Source organism: Glutamicibacter sp. NPDC090743 (genome assembly GCF_044769125.1).
In the GTDB taxonomy this organism is placed as follows: Bacteria; Actinomycetota; Actinomycetes; order Actinomycetales; family Micrococcaceae; genus Glutamicibacter.
This window is the reverse complement of record NZ_JBIVXE010000004.1, coordinates 389,028-412,505: the sequence shown is the minus strand read 5'-3', so window position 1 is coordinate 412,505 and position 23,478 is coordinate 389,028. Positions and strand designations below refer to the sequence as shown.

Below are 23,478 nucleotides of genomic sequence, written 5' to 3'. Positions count from 1 at the left end.
TTGGCGCTTTGGCTTCGCAACTTGCCGCTACCCACGCGGCCACCATCGAGGATTTCACCCGCAACCTGGCTGCTGTCAACCAGAAGATCGCCGCGGCGGCGCTGGCCGCCGGCCGCGACGCTGGCTCAGTTCGGCTGCTGCCGGTCACCAAAACCATCGATTTCGATCGCTTGGCATTGGCCATTGCTGCCGGTGTGGACACGCTGGGGGAGAACAAGGTCCAAGAGGCCCAAGGCAAGTACGAGCACTTCTGCGAGGATTTCCCGCACCTGCGTTATGCGATTATCGGTCCCTTGCAGACCAACAAGGCGAAGTTCGTGGCGAAGTTCGCTGATGAATTCCATGCCCTGGACTCGCTGAAACTGGCACAGACCCTGCAACGCCGTTTGGAGGCAGAGGATCGGACGCTTGAAGTCTTCATCCAGGTCAATACCTCCGGCGAGGAAAGCAAATCAGGCATCGAAGCTGCCGGGGCAGCGGACTTGCTTGGCGGCTTGGCGCCGCTGGATCGCTTGACGCCAGTGGGCTTGATGACCATGGCCGCAAATACCAAGGACGAAGCATCCATCCGTGGCAGCTTTGCGTTGCTGCGCGAAACCCGTGACCAATTGCAACAGGATGCTCCTGAAAGCTTCCAGCACCTGTCCATGGGCATGAGCGGCGACTACGAGCTGGCCATCGCCGAGGGGGCCACCGTCGTGCGTGTAGGCCAGGGAATCTTCGGTGCCCGCGCCTACCCGGCCTAAGACGCTTCTGCGTCGCCACTGAGCTTCGTTGCAAGGGCAGCTGGCAAATCGCCAGCTGCCCTTGCTGCGCGTTCTCCACAGCCGGCCGCGCGTCGGCCAAACTGTGGGTGCCAGGGGCGACACTACATGTAGTGGTGCACACCGTGTACCCCGAACTACATGGAGGGTGCAGAACACGCCGACGAACATCTCACAAGAAGAATTTTTAACCCACAGCGGACTTCTGCCAACCTGTGGACAAAGGTCTCGAGTCCGCGAGAAATCGCGGTTTAATCGGGGGTTAATATCCACAGTTCCTGTGGACGTTGCCGTGGATGAATGACATACTTGTAATACATCATGTTGTGGCCGCTTGACCCGCCAAACACAAGATGTAGTATTGAACCCGTCGGTGCGGCTCGCACCAGAAGCACCTCGAAACAGTGGTTTTGAGGCATCCGAGAGGATGGCTAGGACTTTTCCGAAAATCCGGGATCCTAGCCGAAACAAAGACTTTTTAAAGGGGATCAGGGACATGGCCATCACGGTTTACACGAAGCCTTCCTGCGTTCAGTGCAACGCTACGTACCGCGCGCTGGATAAGAAGGGTGTCGAGTACAACAAGGTAGACATCTCTCAGGATGCGGCAGCCTTGGAGCACGTTCGTGGCTTGGGCTACATGCAGGCACCAGTCGTAATCACCGATGACGATCACTGGTCGGGCTTCCGCCCAGACAAGATCGAGCTGCTGGCTCCAGCCAACTAATCAAGAATTCCATCCGCTAGCTTGTAGTGGAGGCGAAAAGCAATGTCACCTGCAGCGCTTGCCGATAGGCAAAATGCTGAGGCCCAGGAACCGCTGGAACTCACCGATTCGAAACTGATCTATTTTTCATCTGTTTCGGAGAACACCAAGCGTTTCGTGGACAAACTTGAGATGGATGCCGCACGGATTCCGGTCTATGCGACCGAACCGCAGCTGATCTCAACTGCACCATACGTGCTGCTCATACCCACTTATGGCGGAGAGCGTGGCAAGCGCTCGATCATGCCGCAGATCATGAAGTTCCTGCGGCATGAAGCGAACCGCGTGAATCTTCGCGGCGTGATCGGTGCAGGGAACACAAACTTTGGCGAGTACTACTGCATTGCGGCAAAACGCATTGCCGAGAAATGCAACGTACCCGTGCTTTACACATTCGAAATTATGGGAACCTCAGAAGACGTTCTCAACGTCAAAGAAGGGCTTGAAACCTTTTGGACACCAGCGTCGCAGAACCGGCAGCAACGATGAATAGCTCAAAGGAGCTCCCAGCCCAGTTCCAGGGCTTGAGCTACAACGACCTCAACGCCATGCTGAACCTTTACGGACCAGATGGAAAGATCCAGTTTGAGGTGGACCGCTACGCGGCTCGCCAGTACTTCTTGGACCACGTGAACAACAACACCGTGTTCTTCCATGACCTCGATGAGAAGCTTGAATATCTGGTCAAGCACGAGTACTACGAGCGTGAAACCCTCGATCAGTACTCGATGAACTTCATCCGGGATTTGTTCAAGCACGCCTTCGGCAAGAAGTTCCGTTTCGAAACCTTCTTGGGCGCCTTCAAGTTCTACACCTCGTACACGCTGAAGACCTTCGATGGCAAGCGCTACCTGGAACGCTACGAAGACCGCGTATGCATGGTTGCCCTGCACCTGGCACGTGGCGATGAAAAGCTGGCCATGCACCTGGTCGATGAAATCATTGAAGGCCGCTTCCAGCCTGCCACCCCAACCTTCCTGAACGCCGGCAAAGCACAGCGTGGCGAACTCGTCTCCTGCTTCCTGCTGCGCATCGAAGACAACATGGAATCGATTGCCCGCGCAGTCAACTCGTCGCTTCAGCTGTCCAAGCGCGGAGGTGGCGTTGCCCTGTCGCTGACCAACCTGCGTGAGCACGGTGCGCCGATCAAGCAGATCGAGAACCAGTCTTCCGGCGTCATCCCGGTGATGAAGCTTCTTGAAGATTCCTTCTCCTATGCAAACCAGCTCGGTGCACGCCAGGGCGCAGGTGCCGTTTACCTGAACGCACACCACCCGGATATCTACCGCTTCTTGGACACCAAGCGCGAAAACGCTGATGAGAAGATCCGTATCAAGACCCTGTCCTTGGGTGTTGTTATTCCGGATGTCACCTTCGAGCTGGCTCGCAAGAACGAAGACATGTACCTGTTCAGCCCGTACGACGTCGAGCGCGTCTATGGCGTACCGTTCAGCGAAATCTCCGTCACCGAGAAGTACTACGAGATGGTAGACGACGCTCGGATCAAGAAGACGAAGATCAGCGCCCGCGAGTTCTTCCAGACCCTGGCCGAGATCCAGTTCGAGTCCGGTTACCCGTACATCATGTTCGAAGACACCGTGAACAAGGCCAACCCGATTGCCGGCCGCATCACCATGTCGAACCTGTGCTCGGAAATCCTCCAGGTTTCCTCCGCTTCGGAGTTCTCTGACGATCTGAGCTACAAGACCGTCGGCAAGGACATCTCCTGCAACCTCGGTTCGATGAACATCGCCAAGGCCATGGACGGCAAGGATCTGGCTACCTCGGTAGACATCGCCATCCGTGCCCTGAGCGCAGTCTCGGACATGTCCTACATCGCCTCGGTTCCTTCGATTGCTGACGGCAACAGCAAGTCGCACGCCATCGGCCTGGGCCAGATGAACCTGCACGGCTTCCTGGCCCGCGAGCACATCTACTACGGCTCCGAAGAAGGCATCGACTTCACCAATATCTACTTCTACACGATCCTGTTCCATGCACTGACTGCATCGAACAAGATCGCCATGGAGCGCGGCGAGACCTTCGATAACTTCGAGAACTCGAAGTACGCCTCCGGTGAATTCTTCGACAAGTACACCGAGCAGGAATGGGCTCCAGCTACCGAGCGCGTCCGCGAGCTGTTCGACGGCATGCAGATTCCTACCCAGGAAGACTGGAAGGCGCTGAAGGCTTCTGTCATGGAGCACGGCATCTACAACCAGAACTTGCAGGCAGTTCCTCCCACCGGTTCGATCTCGTACATCAACAACTCGACTTCCTCGATCCACCCGGTCGCAGCGAAGATCGAGATCCGCAAGGAAGGTAAGATCGGCCGCGTTTACTACCCGGCTCCTTACATGAACAACGAGAACATCGACTTCTACGAAGACGCTTACGAAATCGGCTACGAGAAGATCATTGACACCTACGCTGCCGCAACCCAGCACGTAGACCAGGGCCTGTCGCTGACCTTGTTCTTCAAGGACACTGTCACCACCCGTGACATCAACAAGGCTCAGATCTACGCATGGCGCAAGGGCATCAAGAGCCTGTACTACATCCGCCTTCGCCAGCTTGCGCTGGAAGGCACCGAGGTTGAAGGCTGCGTTTCCTGCGCACTGTAAGACCTTGATCCATTGACCGGTTGGCCGGGCAATGGCATCACGCAACAGCTGCCGCATGGTTTCGTCCAACGGCAGCTGTTGCATATCAAAACGACCTCAGATCGTGTCAGCGATCTGACAATAACTTGGGGCCTTGCTGTACAGGTGGCGTTCGAAAGAACGGTAGAGTTGTAAGCAAAGTTCTTAATACGATTTAGCTTTTCGATGAGGGGCAATGACCGAGAAGATTCAGCTCACCAACAAGGTTGAGGCAATCAACTGGAACCGTATCCAGGACGACAAGGACGTAGAGGTCTGGAACCGTCTCGTCAATAACTTCTGGCTGCCGGAGAAGGTGCCGCTGTCCAACGACATCCAGTCGTGGGGAACCCTGACCGAAGACGAGAAGCTGCTGACCATGCGCGTCTTCACCGGTCTGACCCTGCTTGATACCTTGCAGGGCACCGTTGGCGCTGTTTCGCTGATTCCAGATGCGATCACCCCACACGAAGAAGCCGTGTACACCAACATTGCCTTCATGGAATCGGTACACGCAAAGAGCTACTCCTCGATCTTCTCGACCTTGGCATCGACCAAGGAAATCGACGAAGCCTTCCGCTGGTCCACTGAAAATGTGAACCTGCAGAAGAAGGCTCAGATCATTGAGAGCTACTACCACGGCGAAGATCCACTGAAGCGCAAGATTGCTTCGACCCTGCTCGAATCGTTCTTGTTCTACTCGGGCTTCTACCTGCCAATGCACTGGTCCTCGCATGCGAAGCTGACCAACACTGCAGACCTGATCCGCCTGATCATCCGCGACGAAGCTGTTCACGGTTACTACATCGGATACAAGTTCCAGAAGGGTCTGGAAAACGAGACCGAGGAGCGCAAGCAGGAGCTGAAGGACTACACCTTCGAGCTGATGTATGAACTGTACGAAAATGAAGTCCAGTACACCCACGATCTCTATGATCCGGTAGGCCTGTCCGAGGACGTCAAGAAGTTCTTGCACTACAACGCCAACAAGGCGCTGATGAACCTGGGCTATGAGGCAATGTTCCCGTCGACCGTGACCGATGTGTCGCCAGCGATTTTGGCTGCGTTGAGCCCGAACGCTGATGAGAACCACGACTTCTTCTCCGGTTCCGGTTCGTCGTACGTGATCGGCAAGGCAGTGAACACCGAAGACGAAGACTGGGATTTCTAATCTAGAAAATCTTCAGCCTAATTGGTGATGGCCAGCAGGCCTGGACTCATGCAGAGTCCGGGCCTGCTGGCATTTAAACAGTTCCGAACTTGACGTATCCGGCTGGGCTAACGGTACGTCAGCGGTGTACCGAGCAAGAACTTGGGGCTCCTGTGGTGTTGGAACCGCCAATAGTTATCACGTGCGAACCCGGTGCGTGGACAAATGTCCCGTTTGCGCGGTGAGCAGCGGTTATGAAATCTGGAACTCGTTCTCGCAGTACCCCCATCGAGACAAGGACAACCGCCAGATCGCGGTGAATTATGGCTTGGGCGGAAGCAACCTGGCCCGCAACCGCAGATGAACGCGAAATGGCGAGATTTCGCAGGTATCGTGAGCAACGGGGTTTGACTAGCATCCACGCGAGTCCAGCCTCTTAAGGCAAAAACTCCTTCGGCCACAAAAGCAGAAGAGAGAGACCTCAGCACGGCGGTCGAATAATCAGATCGCTGCATCATTATGGTTCTCTGCCAAAGCAAGAATGGGGGTCCAAATGCCTAGCTTGCCAGGCAAACTGGAGCGATTGAAACACCAATTATCGGGGCTTGGCGAGGTCTTTATTGTGCCTCCTGCTGAAGATGGATACGTATTCTTGCGGTATGCCGACTCCCAAGAGCTATACGCATTCGACTGCACTTTCGAAGAAGTGCTCAATCACGCGGCTCAACCTGGTGGCGAAGAGTTCTGGCCTCAAATGGAACCATTTGAAGCTCAAGTGGCGCTCTTCGCGGTGCACGTTATGGAAACGATCGAGACTGCGCCGGACAAGGCACGTATTTTGAGCTTTGGAGGCAGTGGTCTTGAGACAGTGAAGGGTAAGCTGCCTGCGGCAGCGATTCGCGAAAACGAGTAACTTGAGTAGGCGTAATAGCAATCTCGGTATGCTTCCACAGGAGCATGCGCCGCCGTTGCCCTATTCGAAAGGACCGATCTCACATACGGGTCCGAAATTTTGCGCCTTCGCCGACGGCTCAGCCAAGCTGGGGTCTGAAGACCGCGAGATGGACTCCAATCCGGAGCCGCAGAGGTGTTCGCTGTTGATGTGAACCGTGAACTTAAAGTGGGACTGCCTGCTGACCCGGCAGAGCGATACGCCAGTATTATTCGAGCGTCGAAAGATGCGGATCCGCAACCAATGTGAGTTACCCAGCCCATTGAATTGGAAATTCATGGGGATGCGACCACTCCGGCTATAGCCCAGCTTCGGTGGGTCCATAGTCATGCACAGCGGCGCACTTAATGCTCGGAGATAAATAGTAGATACTTAGACAGTACAGGTAGCTATAAATGCGGGGGAGTCAATGTGCAGATCGAATCCACTTCGGATGAACAGCGTTCATTGGATGACCAGCAGATTCAGCGGATTCGGCGCAAGTCGATTTCCGTCCTCGCTGCGGGACAAATTCTTGGAGGTCTAGGCGGTGGCGCAACCCTGACTTTGGGGTCGCTGCTGATCGTAAGCATTTCCGGACTCGATGCATTGGCTGGCATGGCCGCGACCATGAATACTTTAGGTGCTGCCGTCATGGCGTTGCCTTTGGCATTGCTTGCCCAGAAGTTCGGCCGGCGTATTTCGCTGTCGACCGGCGCATTGCTGGCAGCCAGCGGTGTTGTCGTCATCATTGCCGCAGCTTTTCTGAGATACTGGCCGTTGCTGCTGCTTGGAATGCTGGTTCTGGGAACAGGTTCGGCAATGAACCTCCAATCTCGATTCGCTGCCACCGACTTGTCCACCACGGCTACACGAGGCCGTGACCTTTCCCTGGTTGTGTGGTCAACAACTGCGGGTGCAGTCATCGGCCCGAATTTATTTGAACCTGGAGAAGAGCTAGCGCAGTTCATTAGCCTTCCACCGTTTACCGGCGGCTTTCTTATTGCGATGTGCGCCCAGCTGGTAGGGGTTCTTGTTTATTGGCTGGGCTTGCGTCCCGATCCGTTGCAGATCGCACAGCGTCAGGCGGCTGCCCAAGCGAGCGAGGTTCAGCTTCGCCGCCGCGGCTGGAGCATCCTAAGAAACACTCCTGCTGCCAGGCATGCCGTGCTTACCGTCGCCTTGACTCATCTTTATATGGTGTCCATGATGTCGATGACTCCAATTCACATGCAGCATCAAGGGGCAAGCCTCACGCTCATCGGGATCACCATTTCGGTCCATGTTGCGGGAATGTATGCGCTCTCACCAGTCTTTGGCTGGCTCACAGATATGCTAGGTCCACGAACGGTCATCTTTACCGGGCAGGCGTTGCTGGTTACCGCAAGCATCTTGGTATGGAGCAATGCAGAGAACCATACCGTGACAACTTTGGCGTTGCTTAGCCTAGGCCTCGGTTGGTCGGCGTCGACGGTTGCAGGCGCAACGATGATTACTGGATCAGTTGGCCTTGCTGAACGTCCGAAGTTGCAGGGCACGTCGGACCTCTGCATGAATCTGGCTGGTGTGCTTGGCGGTCTCACCGCTGGCCCAATTTTGGCAGCTGTAGGGTTCCGCGGACTGGCCGTGGTGCTGTTGATTTTCGCGATGTTCATGATCGCTGTGAATATGAAGTCTAATAGCGCTGGAACTGTTCACGAGTAGGGTGCAAATCCAATTCGGTAATAGGCACTTCAAATGAAGGAGAGCATATTCATGGCAGGCAGAAGGCAGTCAATCAAAGTTGGGGGAGGGCCGGCTGGAATGGCCGCCGGTTTAATGCTGCTCGCAGCGGTGTGCCAGTAGCGGTTCATGAAAAGCACCGTGAGTTCCTCAGGGACTTTCGCGGTGGCACCATCTGTCCGTCAACTTTGCACGTGCTCGATGAACTGGGACTGGTGGGCGAATTCGAAGAATCGGGTTCAGCAAAGTTACCCAGGCAAGTAGTCCGGTCTCCAACGGATCGCCGGCAACCGTTCCTAACCTGTCGCGAATGCAGCTCCCTTTTCGATTCATTGCCGTGGCGCCACAGTGGAGTTTCCGCAATCTACTAGCCCGTGCAGTTGATAGTCGAATTCCGAGCTGAATTCCGGCTACCGATGCCGATAGCTGCTGCTTTCCGCTTGCCCCCGAAGCAGACGGAACTGCCAGGTAGATTGCTTGGCGTTGGGGTTCTTCGCGAACGACCTCCGGTCGAAGCCTGCAGCTAAGAACCGGTTAAAAGCAACAAAGGTGCAGTTCCAACCTTGCGGGGAACTACACCTTTGAAGAAAGTCTCTTAGCGAGCCTGGATGTTGGTTGCCTGTGGGCCCTTTGGACCAGCTTCCAGGGTGTACTCAACAGTCTGGCCCTCTTCGAGGCTACGGAAACCGAAGCTCTGGATTGCGCTGTAGTGTGCGAAGACGTCAGCCGATCCATCCGAAGGAGCGATGAAGCCGAAGCCCTTTTCAGCGTTGAACCATTTCACGGTGCCAGTGGCCATAGTGTTATATCCTTATTTATTGATTGGCCACGATGTGGCCTGGTTGCCGATCCGAAGTTCCGAATCGGAAAATTTAGGGGTTACCTCGCGCAGAGCTGCCGAGAACGATTCGCCTGCCGTCGATACGGAGAATCGAATACTGATTTTGCCGGTATCGGCCAAAACGGGGGTCGCTGCACTTGCTTAAACATCGTCGGATTCCAGGCTGCTAACGGGTAATGACCCCACGCTAGCGGAGTAGAACAAGGAATCCACAGAAAAGTGACGTACGGAGTCGTCGAGATGTTTTATCTGCAGTGAAGAAGAGAAGATGAAGAATTCGTTTCGATAGGAGCTCATTCGATCTGAAGATCGATGAACCGATTTGTAAAGCACAGACGATTTGTTGGCTGTGCTACAAATCCTACTGCTAACAATTACTGGCGGGGACTCACACCTGCAACCGTTGAGGTAACAAATCAAGCGTACCATTGATCGCTGGTCCGTGGGGCGTGATGCGTGATACTTGGGCGTTTTGGCAATGCAAATCGTTGCATCGACATTCGTTATTTGCCTGTTGACTAGTGTTTTAGTAAATATTATTTTTCCGGAAAATTGATGCGGGCTATTTTCATGCTCACCCTGCGGCCCTGGCTCTACCCCGTTTGGGCCGGTGCCCGAAGGGGTAGAGCCAGCAGTTACGGATTCGCTTGCGCCTGGACCTTAGCTAGCTGATTTCCGAGCAGATCCGCATTTATGGCTGCTCCGGCGATCGTTCCGGCTGCGGCTGCTGCCATGACCATCGCGCCTAGGTTGCTGGCATTCCCTGCCGCATAAACCCCTGGCAGGGCTGTGGCACCCATTTCATTGACCTGGATGAAGGTGCCAAGCGGGTGCTCGGCAAGCTGTCCGCCGAGCTTGAGATAGAGCGAGGCTTGTGCGTTCATTCGGCTTGCAACTACCAGAGCTTGAGCGCTGATCTTCTGGCCGTCTGCGAGCGTGACTGAATCCAGAGTCCCCTGGGTGTCGAAACCGATTGCTTTCACTGGCTGCTCAACCACCGGTATTCCCAATGCGGCAAGTGTCGCGCGATTTTCATCGTTCAATGCATCCGGGGTGTGGTTGACGAAGGTGATCTTCGAGCTGAGCTGGCTGAACATCATTGCTTGGTGCGTGCTCATGGGGCCGATTCCGAGTACCAGGATCTCCTGGTCACGCACTTCCCAGCCGTGGCAGTATGCGCAATGGATCGCGGTATCACCCCATGCTTGGGCCAGCCCCGGAATCGACGGCAAATCATCAATGAGGCCCGTTGCCAGCACGATTCTTTCGGCACTAAAGGTATTCCCTGCAGCAGAGACGCTGAATCCGGTGTCCAGCGAACCGGTGAGGTTCTCCACCCCGCCTTCGATGATCCGCGCACCATAGCCAATCGCTTCCTGCCGTCCGCGGGCCAGGAGGTCCAGCGGGTTGATGCCCTCGTTTCCCAGAACGTTGTGGGCATGCTGCGCTGCCGCGTTTCGCGGATTTCCCTCGTCGATGACCAGGACGGTACGCCGTGAGCGGCCCAATGCGACTGCGGCCGCGAGCCCGGCACTGCCGCCGCCGATAATGATCGCTTCGAAATGTTCCATGATTCCTCTCCCTGCTATTTGTGATGTTGTGTCCACGGTATCGACGTTTTGCGCTGTGGAGTGTACCGTTTTGCGCATGACGCAAGAATTTGAAGTTGACCAAGTCATCCGCCAGCGCATAAGAACGTTGCGGCAGAACCTAGGCTGGTCGTTGGAATCGTTGGCGAGCAAGGCTTCCCTGAGCGTTTCCACGCTCAGCAGGATTGAAACGGGAGGCCGGCGTATTGCCCTTGACCAGCTGGTTCCAATAGCCAAGGCACTGAATACCAGCTTGGATGAGCTCGTATCGACCTCTGAAGCCGAGATTATTATCCGCCCGGAGCCGATTTCGATGCCCGGGATAACCATGTGGAAGCTGTCCACCGATGACGCAGTTAACGGGGTGAATGTGTCGAAAATGCGTTTCGACCCTTCGCAGGCGCCTGCTCCCACCGAGCTGCGTATTCATCCGGGCAAGGAATGGTTCACAGTGCTCCTCGGAGAAATCCAGCTAAAGCTAGGAGATCGCACCTATCACGTGAAGGCGGGGCAATCTGCGCAGTTCGACACAATGACTCCTCATGCCCTGTGGGCGGTCAATGGCATTGCCGAGGTGCTCGGAATCATGGATCATGCAGGCCAACGAGCCCATGAGCACGACACAGCCAGCTAGTTTAGTGATTTCAATTACTCTTGGATAACCTGAGGGCAGAGTATTGAACACTGCGAGGCCAGGAGGGCAACGATGACGCACCAGCTCAACGAGGAGCTTGAACAGGTCCTAGCTGATGGCAATTTCTATTTCGAAGCACTCGGTGAAGGTCGCTATCGATCGTCGTGGCATTCCCAAGGTGCGTGGAATCCCCAGGAGCAGCACATGGGTCCTGCCTCTGGAATCTTGGCCTACGCCTTGGAAAATTTCCAGCCTCGTGAAGACATGCGCATCGCACGGATCAGCTATGAGATCCATGGCCTTATTCACGCCGGAGAATTCGAGATCTCAACGCGAATGGTCCGTCCCGGCCGGACGATCGAATTGATCGAGGCCGAAATGACGGCCAAGGGCCGCACCAGCATCGTTGCGCGCGCATGGCGGGTGATTACGGGTGACACCAGTGCTGTTGCAGGGGTTGAAGACAAGGAAATCCCAGGCCCAGAGGCCTGCGCGGTGCGCGAAATCAGTGAGCAGTGGCCCGGCGGCTACATCAAATCCATCGAGATGCGCGCCAATGATGAGCTGCGGCCGGGTCGAGGTTTTGCGTGGCTGCGTACTCCTTATGACCTCGTCGACACAGGAGACGCCACAGCGTTGTCCAGCTTGGTGGGAATGATCGACACGGCAAACGGTGTGGTGCCGCGCGTGGATCCGGGGGAAGGAACCTGGATCTACCCGAACGTGGATCTGCAGATCCACATGTACCGCAAGCCCGAGGGCAAGTGGCTGGGCCTGGATGTCCAGCAGAGCTTCGGCACTGACGGCATCGGCCTGACCTCAACGGTATTGCACGATGAAGCAGGCCCTTTCGGCCGTGCTGAACAGATCCTGACGGTCCGTTCGCGCTAGCTCGATGCGCCGGTTGAAAGCTTGGCCAGCAGCTTCTTGAGCTCAGGCTTGGACTTCAGCGTGAACTGGCGCTGGCGGTACTTTTCCCGGTCTGCACCGTGGGCCCGGAAAAGTGCATAGCCGCGCTTGACCAAGAACAGGACCGGTTTCCGGCGCTGTGCTACATCGCGCACGAACCGTCGAAGAGCAGTTACCAATGCCGGTTCGTCCACGTAATACGCTTGGACGTTAATGCCCTTGGCGCGCAGCGGCTCAAGAATTTCGTAGAGGAAGATGCCTTCGGCGACAATCGGCCCGTCTGCGCAAGCGATTTCACGATGCCCGTTGTAGCTCGAGGTCGTGATCGAGTAGTTAGGGACCCGAGTGGTACCACGGTGGAGCAAATCATCGATAGCCTGCAGTGCGGCTTCCTGATTCCAGGTAGCCGAATTGTCCCAATCGATTTCGCCGTAACCGGTACGGGGGAAATCAACGGGATTCCCGTCTTCGCTAATCTGGCGGTAGAACTCGTCCAGCGGCAGGTGGGGTCGGCCGAATTTCGACGCGAGATAGGACTTGCCGGAGCCGGACGGTCCGCCGATCAGGATGACAGGGGTAGAAGAATTTGGCACGCCTTTTATTATGGCCCAGAAACCTCGGCCATCGGCAATCGGATGCTGTGACATCTGCTCCGCCTGGAGCGAATTGCTGAATTAGACTCAGATTTATGAGTTTGTGGAACCCCCAGTCAGATGCGCCGTTATCTGTGGAAATCGAAAATCCTAGCGGAGACCCGGCTGCTGACCTAGAACGTGGAGTGCAACTGCTGCGCAGCGTCCAATCTGGCGAAAGCGGCGCGCTGCTACGGCTCTATCGTCCGGACCCGACCCTGGCCTTCGGCCAGCGCGATGTGCGGCTAGAGGGCTATGAGGCGGCTCGTGACGTAGCGCAGCAGCAAGGCTTTGCTCCTTTGGTGCGCAAAGCTGGAGGCCGGGCCGCCGCGTATCACCGGGGTACATTGATCGTTGATCATATTGAGCCCGAAGCCGAGGCGGTGATGCGCCAGCAGAATCGCTTCGAGGTCTTCGCGAGGGTGTATGCCAACGCTTTCCAGCGCCTTGGCGTGAATGCGCAAGTCGGGCCAATCCCGGGGGAGTATTGCCCGGGAGATCATTCGGTGCATGGCCTCCCTGATGGGAAATCGCCGCGCAACTATCCAGTGAAGCTGGTAGGCACAGCTCAGCGTGTGGTTTCCGGGGCATGGCTGTTCTCTTCGGTCTTTGTTGTCGAGGATTCCGCGCCGTTGCGGCAAGTCCTCGATGGGGTCTACCAAGCAATGGGCATTCCAATGGATCCCACGACGGTAGGCGCGGCTAATGATCTGCTCGCCGCTGTCACCACCGAAGCATTTATTTCAGCGCTGCTCGACGAATATAGCGAGCACGCCACGCTGCAAGGCATCTAGCACAGCTTAAAAAAGAATCGGCACCCGATGCGGGTGCCGATTTTGGTTCGCGGCCAGATCTAGGCGCCGACTCGCTCAACAACCTCGTCAATGCGCGGGTTGGTGGCTGCGGTGCCGTCCGGGAAGATCAGGGTTGGCACGGTTTGGTTGCCGTTGTTGAACGCCTCGACGATCTCTGCGGTGCCTTCGACTTCTTCGATATTCACCTCGGTGTATGCGACACCCTTCTGGTCCATCAGGCGCTTGAGGTTGCGGCAGTAGCCGCACCAGCTGGTGGTGAACATGGTGACTCCGCCGGCAGCGGGAACGTACTGGTCAAGCTTCAATTCGTTGCTCATACATGGTGTAACGGCAATGATGTTTACTTTGTTCCCGGAGGGGTAGAAAAAGTTCGCTGGATTCTTCTGCTCCGCTCGCTAGACTGGGGAGCAGATTTTCCTTGATGCCGGTTCTAAGGGGTAGGCGATGTGCGGACGATATGTGATGGCCAAAGCCATCGGCGATCTGGTGGCAGAGGCCGAGGCGGAAGCGGACGCCAATCTGGAACTGCGCCAGTCCTGGAACATTGCTCCGACTACCGACGTGCCGGTTGTGCTCGAGCGGCTGATCGACGATGAGCTGCACCGCCAGATCCATGTAGCACGGTGGGGGCTGGTGCCAGGATGGGCCAAGGAGCTCGCGGTCGGGGTGCGCGCCTTCAATGCGCGCAGCGAGACGGCCAGCACCAAGCCGACCTTCCGTTCGGCGGTGAAGAAGCGCCGTGCCGTCGTCCCAGTGGAAGGGTATTACGAATGGAAAAAAGAAGGCAGCAAAAAGCGCCCCTTCTACGTGCATCGCGAGGATGGAAAGCTGATCTTCTTCGCCGGCCTCTACGAATGGTGGAAGGACCAGGACGGGTCCTGGATTCTTTCCACCTCGATCATGACCATGGATTCACCTTCGGCGGAAGAGCCCGGGGTGCTCGGCGAACTTGCGGGCCTGCATGATCGCCTGCCCATTCCGTTGGGCAAGGAGATGATGGGCCGGTGGATGAACCCTGCCGAGGAAGACGGTGAAGGGCTGATCGAGCAGATTCGCGCCGAAGCTTTCGATGTGGCTTCCCAATGGACTATGCATGAGGTCGATACCGCTGTTGGCAATGTGCGCAATAATTCGCCGGAGCTGATTGCGGCGCACAGCAACTCGCTGTTTTAGCCGCGGATGGCTGAGCCGCTGGGCTTGGACCCGAGCCGGAACCCCAGGTAGCTGCTGGCCAGCAGGGTTCCTGCCACAAGTCCCAGCTCGCCCATGACGTGGGCTGCGCTGTCAGGAACGAATGCTGCTTCGCTCAGCGGGGCATAGGCGAACCAGCCGAAGGTTCGAACCTGGTTGTAGTCCCATAGCAGTGCTCCGATGCCACCTGCTGCCAACAGCAGCCCGGCGATCAGGAACCAGGCCTTGAACCGAGCGAGCTGGCGAAGCGATAAGCCGCCGGCAATCCCCAGCGCGCCAACGCCGAGCAAAGCCAGCACCCAACCGAGAAATTCGGCGGGACCCGGGCCAAAGTAGATTTCAGAGTCTTCGACCAGCGGTACATAGGATCCAGAGTAGAAAACTACTTCTTGTTGACTGTCCCACCACAGCACGACGATGCCGACGATGATGAATACTGCTGCGCCCAGGAATAAGGCAGTGGCGGACTTGTAGCGTTTATCTGAAGGCATGTATTTAATCTTGCCATCACCAGATGTTTTGCGCATCAACTTTAAACACGAGCGGCAGCCGGCTCTAAAGGCCTGCTGCCGCTCGATGCGTGGTGCTTAGTGACCGCGCTTGATCCATTCATCCAGGTTCGGCGCTTCTGCACCGATGGAGGTGGCATCGCCGTGGCCGGTATTGACCACGGTTTCAGCTGGCAGGACCAGCAGCTTGGTGCGGATCGACTCGACGATCGTCTCGAAGCTGGAGTAGCTGCGACCGGTAGCACCCGGGCCGCCGTTGAACAGGGTGTCGCCGCTGAACAGTACACCGAGGTCTTCAGCGTAGAAGCAGGTTGAGCCCGGAGAGTGCCCCGGGGTGTGCAGGGCGGTCAGCGTGGTGCCGGCGATGGTGAATGAATCGCCTTCGCTGATTTCTGCGTCCACATCGCGCTCGGGGTAGACAGCTTCCCAGAGCATGCGGTCTTCCGGGTTCAAGAACAGCGGTGCATCCACGGCGTCGGCGAATTCGCCAGCCGCGCGGATGTGGTCATCGTGCCCGTGGGTAAGCAGCACGGCCATGACTTCTCGATCGCCCACAGCTTCGCGGATCTTGGCTACATCATGTGCCGGGTCGATGACCATCACCTCGGAATCATCGCCGACGATCCAGACGTTGTTATCGACATCCCACGTCCCGCCATCCAGGGAGAAGGTGCCGGAAGTGACGACGTTCTCGATGCGGGCGGCCACTAGAGCTCCACCACCGAACGAAGCACGGTGCCTTCATGCATCTTGGTGAACGCGTCTTCGATTTCATCGATCGTGATGCGTTCGGTGACAAAGGCATCCAGATCCAGGCGGCCGAGCTTGTACTGCTCGACGAGCATCGGGAAGTCGTGGCTCGGCAGGCAGTCGCCGTACCACGAGCTCTTCAGCGAGCCGCCGCGGCCGAAGACATCGAGCAGCGGCAGCTCGAGCTTCATCTCCGGAGTTGGCACGCCTACCAATACGACGCGGCCAGCAAGATCGCGGGCGTAGAAGGCCTGCTTGTAGGTTTCCGGGCGGCCCACCGCGTCGATGACGACGTCGGCGCCGAAGCCGCCGGTCAGCGCCTGGATGGCTTCCACGGCGTCGACCTTGGAGGAATCCACGGTGTGGGTGGCGCCGAACTTCTTGGCGCCTTCCAGCTTGTCCGGGTTCACGTCCACCGCGATGATGGTTGTTGCGCCGGCCAGCTGCGCGCCGGCGATGGCAGCAGCGCCCACGCCACCGCAACCGATCACTGCGACGGACTCGCCGCGCTTGATCTCGCCGGTATTGATCGCTGCCCCGATGCCGGCCATGACACCGCAACCGAGCAGGCCTACTGCGGCCGGGTCGGCTTCTTCATCCACGATGGTGCACTGGCCGGAGTGGACCAGGGTCTTTTCGGCGAAGGACCCGATGCCCAGCGCTGGGGAAAGCTCGGTGCCATCTTCCAGGGTCATCTTCTGGGTGGCATTGAAGGTGTTGAAGCAGTACTTCGGCTCGCCCTTGGCGCAAGCGCGGCACTGGCCGCAGACTGCACGCCAGTTCAGGATCACGCGGTCGCCGACCTTGACGTTGGTGACGTTCTCGCCGATCTGGCTGACTACTGCGGTGGACTCGTGGCCCAGCAGGTACGGGTACTCGTCGCCAATTCCGCCGAGCTTGTAGTGCAGGTCGGTGTGGCAGACACCGGTGGTGAGCACATCGACAACTACTTCTCCGGGACCCGGATCCGGAACGATGATGTCTACGACCTCTACGGGTGCGTCCTTGACGCGGGAAATAACGGCTTTGACCTTATGGGACATGGGATTTAGCTCCTGGAACGATTGGCTAGTGCTCTCTCGATGCTATCGGTGTCTCAGGTGCTAATCGAGCATTCGAGACACAATGACGCAGGCAGTTTCGCGCAGAGCCAATTTGTGCAGGTCGATCACGGGTTGCCCCCGGAATGGATGTGACGGGGCAGGAGTGCTGCATCCAGCTCAAACACCGCTGAGCAGGAGGACAGCGCCTAGGCCGGAACCCAGTGCTCGCGCGGCATTGGCCCTGATCCACCGTGGCTCATATTTCGCCCAAGCCAACGAATTCTGTTCCAGTCGCCGATTGAGCGGAACATTGACTCCGATGGTGAGCAGGGCACCGCTAAGCACCAGTGCCGCTCCGATCGATATGCGGATATTCTCGTGGACGATGGAGAGGGCAAGGCACCCGGTGCTGGCGAGCAAGCCGAGGAAGAACAAGCTCAGGAATGGGGGCCGTTGGGCGTATCTGTTCACGTGGACCATGAACGTGCTTGCGGAGCGATTATCCATTCGCGCTAACGCAGGGAAAACCACGAGGGTGAAGGAAACGTAGAATCCGGCAATGATCAAGCCGGTGGCAATTGTCAGCAGCGGCAGGAAAATAGTAAGCAACGGCAGGTTCATGATTTCATTCAACAGATGTTGGGCTGGATTTTGAATGCTCAAGGCTCGACAATGCATACGCAATCGTCCAGAGTGGTGGCGTGAGACCCGATGCATTTTTCCCTTCTGGCCCACGGGCTCGTGAAGCCTTCATTCTCCGCATGTGCATGGAGGGCCAGTGGAGTGTTGCTGTTCGCGATCATTGCCCGCTGACGATTTTGGCGGTGCGCTCGGGATCCTGCAGGGTGCAACGAGGACAAAAGTCCGTGGTGGCGCGGCAAGGGGAACTGGTCGTCATTTGCGGATCAGCCTCCTATGAGGTTCGCTCGGCCAGCGCCCAGACCCTTCCGGGCGCGGCGCCTTGTAATTATGCCATTGCCCCGGGCCAGCAATGCCTGGGGCCATCGGGCCGAGCCATGGTCCAAGAGTTGCGCCATGGGGTGCGTGCATGGGGCAATTCGCCTAATGGCCCCGACCAGCTACTGGTTGGCACCTTCACTACGACCAGCGCTGTCGCTGATCTTGTCTGCGAGGGTACCGATCTGGCAGTTATCGATGACGGCGCGGCGTGGCGATGGGCTGAACTGCTGGCGACCGAAGCCGAAAGTGCGGGTCCCGCCCAGCAGGTGGTATTGGACCGGCTGCTGGATATTCTGGCGATCTGCGCCTTGCAGCACTTGCCGGGAACCAGGGTGCTTCGCTCGGCGGCGCCAGGCATTGGGGTGGCGGTGGGGGCGATGTGGGCGCAACCAGCTAGAGCGTGGAGCGTGGAGGGGCTGGCCAGAACAGCTGCGATGTCCCGTTCGGCTTTTTCGCCAGCCTTCCGCCAGGCCATGGGCACCGCACCCATGGGGTACCTCACCAAATTGCGTCTGGCATTGGCTCATGATGCGCTGCTCGCCAGCGATGCACCGCTGTCGCAGATTGCCCGGGATGTCGGATATTCTTCACCCTTTGCGCTCAGCGCTGCCTTTCGCAGGGCTTATTCAACCAGTCCGTCGGCGCTGAGATCCGCTGCACTTGGCTAACCCAAACTGTCGGTCGCGCTGACTAGTGTAACTGTCATTCGAACACGTGTTCGAATAGAATGGTTCTACTAAGTAAGGAGTGCACACGTGGGGATGTTCACCGAGTCGATCGAGGTTACTCGTGCAGCTGATGGAATACCGTTGCGCGTGAGCTGGCAAGGGCAGGGCTATCGCTTGGTGGCCGAGCCTCAGCGCTGGTTCGAACGCCGCAAATGGTGGGATGAAAACCTGCGGATTCCTCGCGGCGCCGGTGCGGGGATTGCCGACTATGAGATGTGGCGCCTGCAACTGGTCGCGGTGCGCGGATCCCGGCAAGTGCACAGCGTTGATGTGAGTTTTGATGCGCAAACCGAACGGTGGCGTCTGGTGCGTGTGCATGAGTCGCTGGCCCGCAGCGCCTAATTCCCCTGCAGGGGAACATATATTCGAAGGACCTCCATGAGCTTCACCCACCTGAACGTCAGTTCTTCCTATAGCGCCCACTACGGAGTCTCGCACCCAAAGCGGCTGGCCCAAGCGGCCAAAGCGCAGGGTGCCCAGATGCTCGCGCTGACTGACCGGGATGGGCTCTATGGAACGGTCAAGCATGTGGCGGCCTGCATGGCAGAAGGGCTGCACCCGATTCTCGGGGTGAACCTTGCCGTGCTCGATAACCACGGAGAAACCCAAGGGCGGATTGTCCTGCTGGCCCGTGGGCGCTGCAATGGCGCAGGGTATGCGGCGCTGTGCCGAGCCATCACCCTCGCGCACAGCACTGCGCACGGGGTTCCGGGGCTGAAAACCGAGCAGCTGGCACACCTGGGTGCTGCCGGGAACCTGATGATCCTGCTCGGCGGCGAATCAGACGTGGCCCGCGCAATCCTCAAGGGAAGCTACGCCCAAGCCCGGGCACTGCTTGCCAGCTGGAAGAAGCGGCTGGGAAAGATGCTGCGAGTGGAAATCACCACGCACCTCTCCAGCCCTGGATCGCGCTACAGCCTCGGTGAAGCAGCCCGCTTGCTGCGCTACGCCCAGGAGCGGGGGATCAGGGCCGTGCTCACCAACGCCGTGCGCTACGTGGACCCCGATGGAGCGGTTACCGCAGACATCCTGGACTCGGCGCGCGCCCTGCATAGCCTGAAGAACCTGGACTCCTGCCAACCCAATGGCCAAGGGTGGCTGAAAACCCCGCCCCAGATGCGCCAGCTGGCCAAGGAGATCGGCCAAGCCACAGAAAGGAGCTGGGCGCAGCAGCTTTTGCGGGAAACTGAAGCGCTCGCCGAATGGGCAGCGGCGGACCCGGTAGCCGATCTTGGATGGAAGCAGCCGGTGATCCCCGAAGCGAAGATCATCGGCCTGCACCGTCCGGCCATGCAAGAACTCACCGAGCGAGTCCATGCAGCGGTGCCTGGGCTCTTGCCGCACGCCAATCCCAGCCTCATTGAAAGACAGCTGGCTCTGGAACTTGGGGTGATCGACCGGCTGGACTTCGCCGGGTATTTCCTGACCGTCGCCGAAACCGTCAAGCTGATCACCGGCATGGGAATCCGCGTGGCCGCCCGCGGCTCCGGTGCTTCCTCGCTGGTGAACTACCTGCTGGGCATCAGCCAGGTGAACCCGCTGGCCCACGACCTGGTGTTCGAACGCTTCCTCTCCGATACCCGCACCACCCTGCCGGATATCGACATCGACGTGGAATCCGCACGCCGCCACGAGATCTACCGCGAGATCTTCTCCAGCTTCGGGGAAGAGCGCGTCAGCCTGATGAGCATGCAGAACGCCTACCGTGCGCGCGGCGCGGTCCGTGATGCAGGAGCCGCCCTCGGGGTAGAGCAGGAGCAGGTGGATGAGATCGCGAAGCAGCTCTGGCGCTTCTCCGCATCCTCTTTCCGCGAAGCGCTCACCGAGAAGCCGGAGCTGGCCGCATTGGCAGAACGCATTACCGATGACACCCAGCTCGATATCCTCATCGACGCTACCGAGCGCCTGGACCGGCTGCCCCGGCATATCTCCATGCACCCCTGCGGGGTGATCCTCTCCGACGCGAGCCTGCTGGACCGCACCCCGGTCCAGCCCTCGGGCATCGGACTGCAGATGAGCCAGTTCGACAAGCATGACATGGACCTGATGGGCTTGATCAAGCTCGACGTGCTCGGTGTGCGCATGCAATCGGCCATCGCCTACACGCTCGAGGAGATCGCCCGCATGCACCCGGATAAGCAAGCGGCCGCCCGCGCCGGAGGGCACGCCGACGACAGCTATATCTCCGCTACCGGAGCGATAGACCTGTCCAGGGTGCCACTGGATGACGAACCAACTTTCGAATTGATCCGCTCCACCCATACGCTGGGCTGCTTCCAGATCGAATCCCCGGGGCAGCGCGAACTGATCGGCAAGCTCGCGCCCCGCGAATTCAACGACCTGATCATCGATATTTCCCTGTTCCGCCCGGGTCCCATGCAGTCGAATATGGTCAAGCCCTACCTGGAGCACCGCCACGGATTCGCCCCTGCCCAATACCTGCACGAGGATCTGATTCCGGCGCTCGCCGAAACCCACGGGGTGACCGTCTTCCATGAACAGGTGCTGCGCATGCTTGATGTGCTCACCGGATGCGGATTGGGCATGGCCGATGTCTACCGGCGCCTGCTGGGCAACCCGGAGAAGGAACCAGCCGTAGAACGTTATGTGCGCGCTGAAGCGGCCAAGCGCGGTTATAGCCAGGAAACCATTGACCAAGTCTGGGAGGTGCTCTCCGGCTTCGGCTCCTTCGGATTCTGCAAGGCCCACGGGGCTGCCTTTGCCGTACCCACCTACCACTCAGCCTGGCTCAAGGCGCACCACCCCGAAGCTTTCCTTGCGGGGATCTGGGAGCACGACCCGGGCATGTACCCCAAGCGGCTGCTGGTTTCCGAAGCACGCAGAATGGGCGTTCCCATCCTTCCGCTGGATATCAACCGATCCACCGGGCACTACCGAGTCGAACGAATATTCGAATCCGCTCCAGCGAAGGTTCCTGTGGTGCCCCGCGCACCCAGCTCGCTGCGCCCTGGGCGCTATGGAATCCGCCTGGCCTTCCGCGATATCCACCAGATGAGCGAACGCGAAGTACAACGCCTGGTCGCAGGCCAGCCCTATGAGCACCTCGCCGATGTCCGCGCCCGCGCAGGACTCTCGCGACGCACCTACCAGAACCTTGCAGCACTCGGAGTGTTCGATTCCCTATTGGCCGGGACCTCCCGTGCCGACACGATCGCCCACACGCAATCCATGGCGCACAGCTCCCTTCCGGCCAAATACCGGCCGGGACCCGGGCAACTTGCCCTGGATCTGGGGCAGATCGAATATATCGACCAGACCGGCAAAGCACTGGATCCCGCGGAAGTAGTACGTACCGAATTGGACCTCATGCATCTGGACGCCAGCGAGCATCTGATCACCTCGTACCGCCAACGGCTGGCGCACCTGCCCATTACGCAGGCAGCCGAGCTGCTGCACCTGCGCAACGGAACCGAAGTTCTGGTCGCCGGGGTACGGGTGGCCACTCAGACTCCTCCCATGCGCGGAGGCAAGCGTGTGGTCTTCATTTCAGTGGATGATGGGACTGGCTGCATCGACGCCACCTTCTTCGATGACACGCAGCAGCGCACAGCGCCCTTGCTCTTCTCCACACGCATGCTGCTCATCCACGGGGTCACACGCCGTACCGGACCGCGCGGCATCTCCCTCCAAGCGCTGAACGCCTGGGACCTGCATCAGCCGGAGACCCTGCCTGCTGCAGGCTACCTCGCGGAGCTCACCCGGCCGCAACCAAACTATCGGCCAAACCTCGGCGAGGGAGCACGCAAGATCGAAAGTGTCGGGGAACTTGCCAAACGGATGGAAGCTGAAGGCCTGGACCAGAGAGGGGCCTGATGAGCTAGTTCGCTGACAGGGTTTACCTAACAGATGCATCGGGTCCAATAGGAGAGCTACCTGATGTGAGGGGAGAACGGGCGTAAGCGCAGATGATTGGTGGCTCACTGCAGGTGCACTATCCCAAACAGTTTGGAACGTGCTCGAAGGCAAAGATCCGCAAAGAGGAATTCGTGACTACGACTTCATCTACTTCGATGAAGATACGTCCTGGGAGGCCGAAGATGCGCTCATTCGTGGAGCCAAAGTACTCTTCAAGGGCATGGACGCAGAAATCGAAGTACGCAACGGAGCATGCGTCCAACTTTGGTACGAAGAGCCCTTTGGGGCGCCGGCTATTCCATTCCTCAGCGTCACGGACGCCATCGACCATTTCGCAGCGAAGGCCTGCTGCTTTGCAGGCACTAGTGATGAGCCTGGGCAAATTAGCACCTATGAACCCTGGCCTGAACGGGAGGCATCAAGGAAGATCACTGAAAACTGATAATTCTCAAACCGAGGAAACATGCCCATCGGCGTCGACGACAAATGATGGGTTGTGCACAAAATCCCAGCGGAAGCCATCCGGATCAGCCACACAAGCACTCTTGCCACCCCACGGCTGCACCGTCGGTTCGGTGACAGAAGTCGCTCCCGCATCCAGCGCTCGCCGGTAGTGTCGGTCCACTTCTGCGTCAGAGTGCACGTTGTGTCCCAGTGAGATCGGTGGCGCCAGCTGGCTATGCCCGACGTCGCCGTACTCGCTGGGCATCTGCTTCACATCCCAGAGGGCGAGCATCAAGCCATAGCCGGCACGGACAAAAGCGATTTCCGGGTGGGCTGGCTGAACCAGCTCAAACCCCAGGCCCTCGGTGTAGAACTTCGTGGAAGCACCGACATCGCGCACTCCGAGGGTAATGGCACTGATGACAGGTGGGGCCGGTTTGTTCATATTCCTAGGGTAGGAGGGGTTGAAAATGAAAGCCATGGGTTAGCGGATCTTCCAAGACTTTTCCTGCCTCCTTATAGATAGATCCATTGCTCGTTGCGCAGCGCTTGATACCTCGCCTGGGCAACTGCATCGTCGGC

Annotated in this window: 23 protein-coding genes and 1 pseudogene; 15 read left to right on the top strand and 9 right to left on the bottom strand. The window is 58.1% G+C overall.

The window, feature by feature from the left end; all coding sequences use genetic code 11:
- Positions 1-8: 8 nt before the first annotated feature.
- The 7 genes from ACIQTS_RS10685 to ACIQTS_RS10655 all read left to right on the top strand — a co-directional run bounded on the left by ACIQTS_RS10685 (position 9) and on the right by ACIQTS_RS10655 (position 7,957).
- Complete coding sequence (locus ACIQTS_RS10685) at positions 9-746, top strand: YggS family pyridoxal phosphate-dependent enzyme (RefSeq protein ID WP_402473284.1); 738 nt, start codon at positions 9-11, stop codon at positions 744-746.
- 514 nt (positions 747-1,260) lie between these two features.
- Entirely contained in the window at positions 1,261-1,491 is a 231-nt protein-coding gene (gene nrdH, locus ACIQTS_RS10680) for a glutaredoxin-like protein NrdH (protein WP_013349130.1), read from the top strand.
- 42 nt (positions 1,492-1,533) lie between these two features.
- Positions 1,534-2,019, top strand: coding sequence for a class Ib ribonucleoside-diphosphate reductase assembly flavoprotein NrdI (gene nrdI / locus ACIQTS_RS10675; protein ID WP_105658531.1), 486 nt, complete (start codon positions 1,534-1,536; stop codon positions 2,017-2,019).
- Entirely contained in the window at positions 2,016-4,154 is a 2,139-nt protein-coding gene (gene nrdE, locus ACIQTS_RS10670) for a class 1b ribonucleoside-diphosphate reductase subunit alpha (protein WP_105658532.1), read from the top strand. The genes nrdI and nrdE overlap by 4 nt, the downstream gene beginning before the upstream one ends.
- A 214-nt stretch (positions 4,155-4,368) precedes the next feature.
- On the top strand, positions 4,369-5,343 hold the full coding sequence (nrdF, locus tag ACIQTS_RS10665) for a class 1b ribonucleoside-diphosphate reductase subunit beta (protein WP_105658533.1): 975 nt from the start codon (positions 4,369-4,371) through the stop codon (positions 5,341-5,343).
- 532 nt (positions 5,344-5,875) lie between these two features.
- Positions 5,876-6,235: a hypothetical protein gene (locus ACIQTS_RS10660; RefSeq protein ID WP_402473280.1), complete on the top strand. Its 360-nt coding sequence runs from the start codon at positions 5,876-5,878 to the stop codon at positions 6,233-6,235.
- Positions 6,236-6,685: 450 nt separating this feature from the next.
- Entirely contained in the window at positions 6,686-7,957 is a 1,272-nt protein-coding gene (locus tag ACIQTS_RS10655) for an MFS transporter (RefSeq protein ID WP_402473278.1), read from the top strand.
- A gap of 613 nt (positions 7,958-8,570) precedes the next feature.
- On the opposite strand, the gene ACIQTS_RS10650 is transcribed toward ACIQTS_RS10655, so the two are convergent.
- Positions 8,571-8,774: a cold-shock protein gene (locus ACIQTS_RS10650; protein ID WP_013349123.1), complete on the bottom strand. Its 204-nt coding sequence runs from the start codon at positions 8,772-8,774 to the stop codon at positions 8,571-8,573.
- Between the two features lie 677 nt (positions 8,775-9,451).
- Positions 9,452-10,387, bottom strand: coding sequence for an NAD(P)/FAD-dependent oxidoreductase (locus ACIQTS_RS10645; protein ID WP_402473275.1), 936 nt, complete (start codon positions 10,385-10,387; stop codon positions 9,452-9,454).
- Here ACIQTS_RS10645 and ACIQTS_RS10640 point away from each other — a divergent pair.
- Together ACIQTS_RS10640 and ACIQTS_RS10635 are read left to right on the top strand one after the other, a co-directional pair.
- Entirely contained in the window at positions 10,386-11,039 is a 654-nt protein-coding gene (locus ACIQTS_RS10640) for a helix-turn-helix domain-containing protein (protein ID WP_402473272.1), read from the top strand. The genes ACIQTS_RS10645 and ACIQTS_RS10640 overlap by 2 nt on opposite strands.
- A gap of 72 nt (positions 11,040-11,111) precedes the next feature.
- The gene (locus ACIQTS_RS10635; protein WP_402473270.1) at positions 11,112-11,930 is read left to right on the top strand and encodes a thioesterase family protein; all 819 of its coding nucleotides are present in this window, start codon (positions 11,112-11,114) and stop codon (positions 11,928-11,930) included.
- Here the strand turns inward: ACIQTS_RS10635 and ACIQTS_RS10630 are convergent.
- Entirely contained in the window at positions 11,927-12,541 is a 615-nt protein-coding gene (locus tag ACIQTS_RS10630) for a uridine kinase (protein WP_402473267.1), read from the bottom strand. The genes ACIQTS_RS10635 and ACIQTS_RS10630 overlap by 4 nt on opposite strands.
- A gap of 95 nt (positions 12,542-12,636) precedes the next feature.
- Between ACIQTS_RS10630 and ACIQTS_RS10625 the strand changes: the two genes are divergently transcribed.
- A complete protein-coding gene (locus ACIQTS_RS10625) occupies positions 12,637-13,374 on the top strand; it encodes a lipoyl protein ligase domain-containing protein (protein WP_105658251.1) in 738 nt (245 codons plus the stop codon).
- 59 nt (positions 13,375-13,433) lie between these two features.
- On the opposite strand, the gene ACIQTS_RS10620 is transcribed toward ACIQTS_RS10625, so the two are convergent.
- Positions 13,434-13,712 (bottom strand): glutaredoxin domain-containing protein, encoded by a 279-nt coding sequence (locus ACIQTS_RS10620; protein ID WP_105658252.1) that lies wholly within the window; start codon positions 13,710-13,712, stop codon positions 13,434-13,436.
- A 127-nt stretch (positions 13,713-13,839) separates the two neighbouring features.
- Between ACIQTS_RS10620 and ACIQTS_RS10615 the strand changes: the two genes are divergently transcribed.
- Positions 13,840-14,568: an SOS response-associated peptidase gene (locus ACIQTS_RS10615; RefSeq protein WP_105658253.1), complete on the top strand. Its 729-nt coding sequence runs from the start codon at positions 13,840-13,842 to the stop codon at positions 14,566-14,568.
- On the opposite strand, the gene ACIQTS_RS10610 is transcribed toward ACIQTS_RS10615, so the two are convergent.
- The 4 genes from ACIQTS_RS10610 to ACIQTS_RS10595 all read right to left on the bottom strand — a co-directional run bounded on the left by ACIQTS_RS10610 (position 14,565) and on the right by ACIQTS_RS10595 (position 17,509).
- Complete coding sequence (locus ACIQTS_RS10610) at positions 14,565-15,077, bottom strand: hypothetical protein (protein ID WP_402473263.1); 513 nt, start codon at positions 15,075-15,077, stop codon at positions 14,565-14,567. The two genes, ACIQTS_RS10615 and ACIQTS_RS10610, sit on opposite strands and share 4 nt — an antisense overlap.
- A gap of 96 nt (positions 15,078-15,173) precedes the next feature.
- Positions 15,174-15,803, bottom strand: a complete 630-nt coding sequence (locus ACIQTS_RS10605; RefSeq protein WP_105658255.1) for an MBL fold metallo-hydrolase — start codon at positions 15,801-15,803, stop codon at positions 15,174-15,176.
- Positions 15,803-16,888, bottom strand: a complete 1,086-nt coding sequence (locus ACIQTS_RS10600; RefSeq protein WP_105658256.1) for an S-(hydroxymethyl)mycothiol dehydrogenase — start codon at positions 16,886-16,888, stop codon at positions 15,803-15,805. Before ACIQTS_RS10600 ends, ACIQTS_RS10605 begins: the two co-directional genes overlap by 1 nt.
- Before the next feature lie 177 nt (positions 16,889-17,065).
- Positions 17,066-17,509 carry a DUF1772 domain-containing protein gene (locus tag ACIQTS_RS10595; RefSeq protein ID WP_181148903.1) on the bottom strand — a complete coding sequence of 148 codons (444 nt, stop codon included), beginning with the start codon at positions 17,507-17,509 and terminating at the stop codon, positions 17,066-17,068.
- A gap of 80 nt (positions 17,510-17,589) precedes the next feature.
- Between ACIQTS_RS10595 and ACIQTS_RS10590 the strand changes: the two genes are divergently transcribed.
- From ACIQTS_RS10590 to ACIQTS_RS10575, 4 genes and pseudogenes are all read left to right on the top strand, one after another.
- On the top strand, positions 17,590-18,516 hold the full coding sequence (locus ACIQTS_RS10590; RefSeq protein ID WP_402473259.1) for an AraC family transcriptional regulator: 927 nt from the start codon (positions 17,590-17,592) through the stop codon (positions 18,514-18,516).
- Positions 18,517-18,609: 93 nt separating this feature from the next.
- Complete coding sequence (locus ACIQTS_RS10585) at positions 18,610-18,918, top strand: hypothetical protein (protein WP_402473359.1); 309 nt, start codon at positions 18,610-18,612, stop codon at positions 18,916-18,918.
- 36 nt (positions 18,919-18,954) lie between these two features.
- Positions 18,955-22,410, top strand: a complete 3,456-nt coding sequence (locus ACIQTS_RS10580) for a DNA polymerase III subunit alpha (protein WP_402473257.1) — start codon at positions 18,955-18,957, stop codon at positions 22,408-22,410.
- Between the two features lie 103 nt (positions 22,411-22,513).
- Positions 22,514-22,894, top strand: a pseudogene (locus ACIQTS_RS10575) (nucleotidyltransferase family protein); the annotation flags it as partial.
- A gap of 6 nt (positions 22,895-22,900) precedes the next feature.
- Here ACIQTS_RS10575 and ACIQTS_RS10570 read toward each other — a convergent pair.
- Complete coding sequence (locus ACIQTS_RS10570) at positions 22,901-23,341, bottom strand: VOC family protein (protein WP_105658261.1); 441 nt, start codon at positions 23,339-23,341, stop codon at positions 22,901-22,903.
- Between the last annotated feature and the right edge of the window lie 137 nt (positions 23,342-23,478).

Excerpts from the sequence above, each read along its gene's own strand:
- nrdH (WP_013349130.1), top strand. The coding sequence starts at position 1,261 with ATGGCCATCACGGTTTACACGAAGCCTTCCTGCGTTCAGTGCAACGCT.
- nrdI (WP_105658531.1), top strand. The coding sequence starts at position 1,534 with ATGTCACCTGCAGCGCTTGCCGATAGGCAAAATGCTGAGGCCCAGGAA.
- nrdE (WP_105658532.1), top strand. The coding sequence starts at position 2,016 with ATGAATAGCTCAAAGGAGCTCCCAGCCCAGTTCCAGGGCTTGAGCTAC.
- nrdF (WP_105658533.1), top strand. The coding sequence starts at position 4,369 with ATGACCGAGAAGATTCAGCTCACCAACAAGGTTGAGGCAATCAACTGG.
- ACIQTS_RS10660 (WP_402473280.1), top strand. The coding sequence starts at position 5,876 with ATGCCTAGCTTGCCAGGCAAACTGGAGCGATTGAAACACCAATTATCG.
- ACIQTS_RS10650 (WP_013349123.1), bottom strand. The coding sequence starts at position 8,774 with ATGGCCACTGGCACCGTGAAATGGTTCAACGCTGAAAAGGGCTTCGGC.
- ACIQTS_RS10640 (WP_402473272.1), top strand. The coding sequence starts at position 10,386 with ATGATTCCTCTCCCTGCTATTTGTGATGTTGTGTCCACGGTATCGACG.
- ACIQTS_RS10645 (WP_402473275.1), bottom strand. The coding sequence starts at position 10,387 with ATGGAACATTTCGAAGCGATCATTATCGGCGGCGGCAGTGCCGGGCTC.
- ACIQTS_RS10635 (WP_402473270.1), top strand. The coding sequence starts at position 11,112 with ATGACGCACCAGCTCAACGAGGAGCTTGAACAGGTCCTAGCTGATGGC.
- ACIQTS_RS10625 (WP_105658251.1), top strand. The coding sequence starts at position 12,637 with ATGAGTTTGTGGAACCCCCAGTCAGATGCGCCGTTATCTGTGGAAATC.
- ACIQTS_RS10620 (WP_105658252.1), bottom strand. The coding sequence starts at position 13,712 with ATGAGCAACGAATTGAAGCTTGACCAGTACGTTCCCGCTGCCGGCGGA.
- ACIQTS_RS10615 (WP_105658253.1), top strand. The coding sequence starts at position 13,840 with ATGTGCGGACGATATGTGATGGCCAAAGCCATCGGCGATCTGGTGGCA.
- ACIQTS_RS10610 (WP_402473263.1), bottom strand. The coding sequence starts at position 15,077 with ATGCCTTCAGATAAACGCTACAAGTCCGCCACTGCCTTATTCCTGGGC.
- ACIQTS_RS10600 (WP_105658256.1), bottom strand. The coding sequence starts at position 16,888 with ATGTCCCATAAGGTCAAAGCCGTTATTTCCCGCGTCAAGGACGCACCC.
- ACIQTS_RS10595 (WP_181148903.1), bottom strand. The coding sequence starts at position 17,509 with ATGAACCTGCCGTTGCTTACTATTTTCCTGCCGCTGCTGACAATTGCC.
- ACIQTS_RS10585 (WP_402473359.1), top strand. The coding sequence starts at position 18,610 with ATGTTCACCGAGTCGATCGAGGTTACTCGTGCAGCTGATGGAATACCG.
- ACIQTS_RS10580 (WP_402473257.1), top strand. The coding sequence starts at position 18,955 with ATGAGCTTCACCCACCTGAACGTCAGTTCTTCCTATAGCGCCCACTAC.
- ACIQTS_RS10570 (WP_105658261.1), bottom strand. The coding sequence starts at position 23,341 with ATGAACAAACCGGCCCCACCTGTCATCAGTGCCATTACCCTCGGAGTG.